At 43.9% G+C, this 4,927-nt stretch carries 4 protein-coding genes; 2 read left to right on the top strand and 2 right to left on the bottom strand.

Annotation, left to right across the window (positions count from 1 at the left end; translation table 11 throughout):
- Nucleotides 1–239 precede the first annotated feature (239 nt).
- Both Q0257_RS09135 and dapF read left to right on the top strand, forming a co-directional pair.
- Nucleotides 240–1,160, top strand: a complete 921-nt coding sequence (locus tag Q0257_RS09135; protein WP_298024281.1) for a tetratricopeptide repeat protein — start codon at nucleotides 240–242, stop codon at nucleotides 1,158–1,160.
- Nucleotides 1,161–1,335: 175 nt separating this feature from the next.
- On the top strand, nucleotides 1,336–2,214 hold the full coding sequence (gene dapF / locus Q0257_RS09130) for a diaminopimelate epimerase (RefSeq protein WP_298024280.1): 879 nt from the start codon (nucleotides 1,336–1,338) through the stop codon (nucleotides 2,212–2,214).
- Between the two features lie 1,122 nt (nucleotides 2,215–3,336).
- On the opposite strand, the gene Q0257_RS09125 is transcribed toward dapF, so the two are convergent.
- A complete protein-coding gene (locus Q0257_RS09125) occupies nucleotides 3,337–3,672 on the bottom strand; it encodes a hypothetical protein (protein WP_298024279.1) in 336 nt (111 codons plus the stop codon).
- 82 nt (nucleotides 3,673–3,754) lie between these two features.
- Nucleotides 3,755–4,927 (bottom strand): hypothetical protein (locus Q0257_RS09120; RefSeq protein WP_298024277.1); only part of this gene is annotated, 1,173 nt, incomplete at its 5' end.

Genomic DNA, 4,927 nt, shown 5'->3' with positions numbered 1-4,927 from the left:
TGAAGCGAAACAGGCTGGATCGCGCCGCTGCAAAGCACCGCGTGGAGCTGCAGATGGATATCGAGCAAAAGCGCGCTATGGCGGACTTTGTGATAGACAATAGCGGCGATCTTGCCGCGCTTAAGACCGCGGTGGAGAGATTTTTAAAAGAGCTGAAAGATAAAATTTAGCCCTTTGCGCGAGAGCTCGTAAAAATTTATACGCGAATTAAGATGAATTTTAAAATAAAGGATAAAACAATGAGGATCGGTAGCCGCGTCCAAAAGGGCACTAAATTTCAAAATTTTAAAAGTACGCCGCTTAAAGAGCGGTTGAAATTTACGGCGCGAGCGGTTTTGCTCTCTGCGCTGTTTGCGACGGGCGCTGCGGCGGAGATCGACGATCTAAGAAAGGGCTGCGCCGCGGGGAGCGAGATGGATTGTAAAAAACTAAGCCGCGTGATAAATGAGCTACAGCGCAACTGCGACGCAGGCGGCGAGGAAAACGCGCTAGACTGCGCAAATTTGGGCTATGCATACGACTCAAATAGAAGCTTCAAGCAGGCCGCGCGCTATTACGACAGGGCATGCAAGCTCGGCGAGCAGAAGGGCTGCGTCTATTTGGGACTGCTCTACAACGACGGGCAGGGGGTGGCGCAGGATCGCAAGAGAGCGAATGAGCTTTTTAGCGACGCCTGCAAGAAAAACAGCAGCGAGGGGTGCGCGAGCCTTGCATACAACTATAAAAAGGGGCTCGGCGTCTATCCAGACACGAAAAAGGCGATCGAGCTTTTGATCAAGGCTTGCAAAATGGGGCAGGTAGAGGCGTGCCATAACCTAGGGCTCAGCTACGTTCTTGGCGAAGGCGTGAAAAAAGATGCGGACAGGGCTAGGACATTTTTTACGAGGGCTTGCGAGCAAGGGCACGCGGATTCGTGCGTAAATTTGGGCGTTACGTATTTTAAGGGCGACGGCGGGCAAAAGGATCACGCGCTTGCTGCGAAGTATTTTAGCGAAGCGTGCGAGAAAAGCGATGAGCCGCTAGCCTGCTCAAATTTAGCGTATCAATACGAAAAGGGCTGGGGCGTAGCGAAAGATAAAAAGAAGGCGCGCGAGCTTTATGAAAAGGCTTGTAAGCTCGGAAGATTTGATGCTTGCGAGCACTTAAAAGCTATGAGATGAAACCTAACATCAAGCGTAAAAAGCGCACGATAAATAAACTAACCAATGAGGGCAAGTTAGTAAAATATCTCTCGGAATAGCTCAAAACAAGCGGCAGACTTAAATTTAAATAGAAATAAAATTTTAATAAAGCGTTAGCGAATGTTAGTAATTTTAAAAATTTGCGAGGTAGATAATGAAAATTTCAAAATATAATGCGAGCGGAAATGATTTCGTAATATTTACGGATTCAGTTAAGGCGGATAGATCCAAGCTAGCGCGCGAGCTATGCGACAGGCGCGATGGAGTAGGCGCCGACGGGCTCATCGTCGTGCTGCCTAAATTTAACGGCATAGACGGGATAAATTTCGAGTGGGAATTTTATAATAGCGACGGCAGTAGCGCCGATATGTGCGGCAACGGCTCGCGAGCGGTATGCATGTATGCGTATGAAAATTTCTTGGCCGCACAGAGCATGAAATTCCTAAGCGGCGCAGGCGTAATTAGCGGTGAAATTTTCGGTATTTTCGGCGGAAATTTGAGCGAGAGTATGCGCGGCGAGCTACGCAATGTAAGCTTCGGCGAGATTTTCAATCTGCGTCCTAACGCTCACGCGTTAGTAGCTAATGTCGAGGTAATGTTAACTCGTCCTAAACGCCTTGGCGAGAGCTTTGAGGAGGCAGGGCTAACGTGGTATTTTTATAACACAGGAGTGCCACACTTAGTAACTTTTGTTAGCGATTTAAATGAGTTCGACGCCGCGCTAGCCCGCGATCTGCGCGAAAAGTATAACGCTAACGTTAATTATGCGTTAGTTCAAAGCCGCCTCGCAAGCAAAATTTTAAAGGTGCGCACCTTTGAGCGCGGCGTAGAGGCAGAAACTCTCGCATGCGGTACGGGGATGGCAGCATGCTTCATCGCAGGCGTCGAAAATATGGGGCTAGCTCCCGACATCCGCGTGATACCTGCAAGCGGCGAAACGCTAAATTTGCGCTTAGGAGATGGAGGTAAAATTTACTTTCGCGGCGACGTTAGGCATACTTTCGATGGCGAATTTATCGGATACGTGGAGTAGGCAGGGCGGAATTTCGAGCCGGTTTGCGCGAGAATTCGTAAAATTTTTGAGTGCGATTTATGCAAGATTTCGCTTTTTGCTCCGTTTTATAAAATAATAAATTTGCAATACGGCATTGGAATTTTAAAATTTTATGATTATGAAATTTTAAAATTTTCGGGACATGGTTTGTGCAATAATTTTAATTGTGAAGTAAAATTTGTCGCATCGTCGCAGAATCTAATTCCAAATTTCGGAATTTTGTGAAATAAAATTTTAAGATTTTAGCGTGTAGAATTTTGCTACTAAATTTAAAATTTTTGCTTGAATTTCAAATTTGTATCGCATTAATTTAGGCTTTTGCGGAATTTAAGCGTTATAAAATTTACGCTCTAACCCGCTCATTTGGTTTATAATTTTTGCTGCCACCGCAAAAAATCCGCCGTGTTCGCACAAGTGAAATTCCGTCGCATTTGCACGAGCGAAATCCGCCACTAATAGCAGAAAACGCGGCATCAAGCGCAAATTCTCGGCGCGGATAAATCTATCATTGACGATAAAGGCTGGATTTGTAGATACGGCAATTCTTGAAGCGCGGTAGAATTTACTAACGACGATAAAAGCATAGTGTGGTTACGGCGAAATTTAAAATTTGCGCCCGCCGAATTTCGCCGCGCCGTCATTTTGTCGTTTAAATTTTAAATTCCATCCGCGTCGGTTTCGTCGAAACTAGGCATAAAGCCTGATAATTAACTCTCTGGCGAGCGCTAAAATCACGACGAAGATTGTAAATTTTAATAAAGATTTTTGTCGTATCGCGACAAGCATGACGATGCCAAATAAAACGAGCGCAATATCTAAAAATGTATCTTTCATACGCTTAATTGAAATTTAATCAAAATGCTAAGTATGATAAGAAGTATTATAAAGCGCAAGATTGAGCGCATGGAGGATAGATCACCAAATTCTTTGTCATATTCCTTTTTTACCTCCCACTCAGCTTTCCATGCGAACATTTTTACTATAAAATCCAGCATTTTCATCTCCTTTTTTTAAGGCGAGTCGCATAAAAATGAAATTCTGTCGCTCCACGTGAAATTAAAGAATTCTATCTAATTGGCGCTTAAAATTTTTAATTTTGGGCTATTTGTCGGCGTTTTGGACGAGCGCTTTTTCGTATTTTTCGATAAAGCTTCGCCCTGACTCGCATAGACGGTAGATGAAAATCTTCGACGCTTTGCCCGCATCAAGCCCCATGTCCTTGATACTTTCGCGCTGCAGATAGCCCCAGTTTTTATGAATTATGTCAAGAGTCGATTTGATCGATGTGTAGTTGCGCCCACTCGCAGCTGCGAATTCGTTCACGGGTCTCATAAACTCCGCATCGCTTTGCTTATTGCGACATAAAAGTCCCCCTTTACCTTGTGATTCGACCAGTTTTAGCGTTTCATAAATGAGTTTGTCTTTTAATTTGATCATCGGCTTTCCCCTGCGTAATTGATATGGGTTTACCAAAATTATATCATAAAATTTGTATTTTTATGATATAAAGTGTCAATAATTAGAAGCTAAGCACGAATTCATGAAACGGCAGGACGTCGCAGCGAATACCCTCAATCTCGAGCCTACCGGAGTTCGCCATAGAAATAGCTTTTAAGCTCGTGATGCCGAGCCTCTTGAGCGCGCTTAAAATTTTGCGAAATTTTAAAAAGATAATGTCCGCGTTGCTGAATGGAATGACCAAAACTCCCATTTTTAGACTCGGCAGGTAAAAATCCAGCTCTTTTGTATAAAAAATCGGCGTATCCAGTCCCAAAAGCTCGCAGAAAAGAACGTTGGCAAATTTTTTCGAGAAGTCCTTTTTGCTTGTTAAAATTTCGCGCATATTAAAATGCGAAAAATATAGCTTTTTTGCGCGCGCAGGCTCGCCCGCCTTGCTTAAAAATCTGATAAAATTTTCCCGCTCAAGCTTGGCGATAGTGCCGTATACGGCGTCTTTTGAGATCTTGATGTGCGGCTTTAGCGCGGTGTAAATTTTATTTGCGCTAAATGCGGCGTGGACGAAGCTTAGGCACTCTTTGAGGATTAAAATCTCCGTGCGGCTAAAGTTTGCCGCAAGCAGCCTCTGCTCGAATTCTAAAATTTCAGCGGGGGTTATGAAGGGGTTTTTTGCGCCACCGCCTTGAGCCAAAAATGCCGAAATCATCGAGTTTATCTCGTTGTGGCGCTTGTCGAAGGCGATAAATTCCTCAAATGAAAGCGGCAAAAGCTCAATCCGCTCAAAGCCTGGCAAAACTAACTCTTTATCGCGAGTAGAAATTATAAAGCGCTTTAAATTTAGCCCCTCGGCGAAGCTTTGGAGCGATGAAATTTCAAAATCGGTGCTACTAAAATTATCCAAAAAAAGCGATGAAATTTGCTCGTTTGCCGCTAAAAATTCTTTGATCTTGCGGAAGAAATTTTCGCTCCTGTTTTTTGCGCCATCGGACTCCGCATTTTTTGCATTGTTTGAGCCATTTGCGCTTGCATTTTTTGTATCTGTATTTTTTACGGCGGCGCGGTAAAATTCGCCTGTATCCGAAATTTCCGCGTCTAACGTAGCTTCTCTGCTTATTTCATGTTCGTTTGCTTCGCTAGTCTTTGTATTGTCCGCACTATTTCTAGCCGCAAAAATTGCATTATTCGCTACAACCTCTTCAAGGCGTAGATCAGCTAAATTTAGATACAAAATTTC

The sequence above is a fragment of the uncultured Campylobacter sp. genome, assembly GCF_938018035.1.
GTDB lineage: Bacteria > Campylobacterota > Campylobacteria > Campylobacterales > Campylobacteraceae > Campylobacter_B.
Note: the sequence above shows the minus strand (reverse complement) of the source record. Positions and strands in the feature narration are given on the sequence as shown.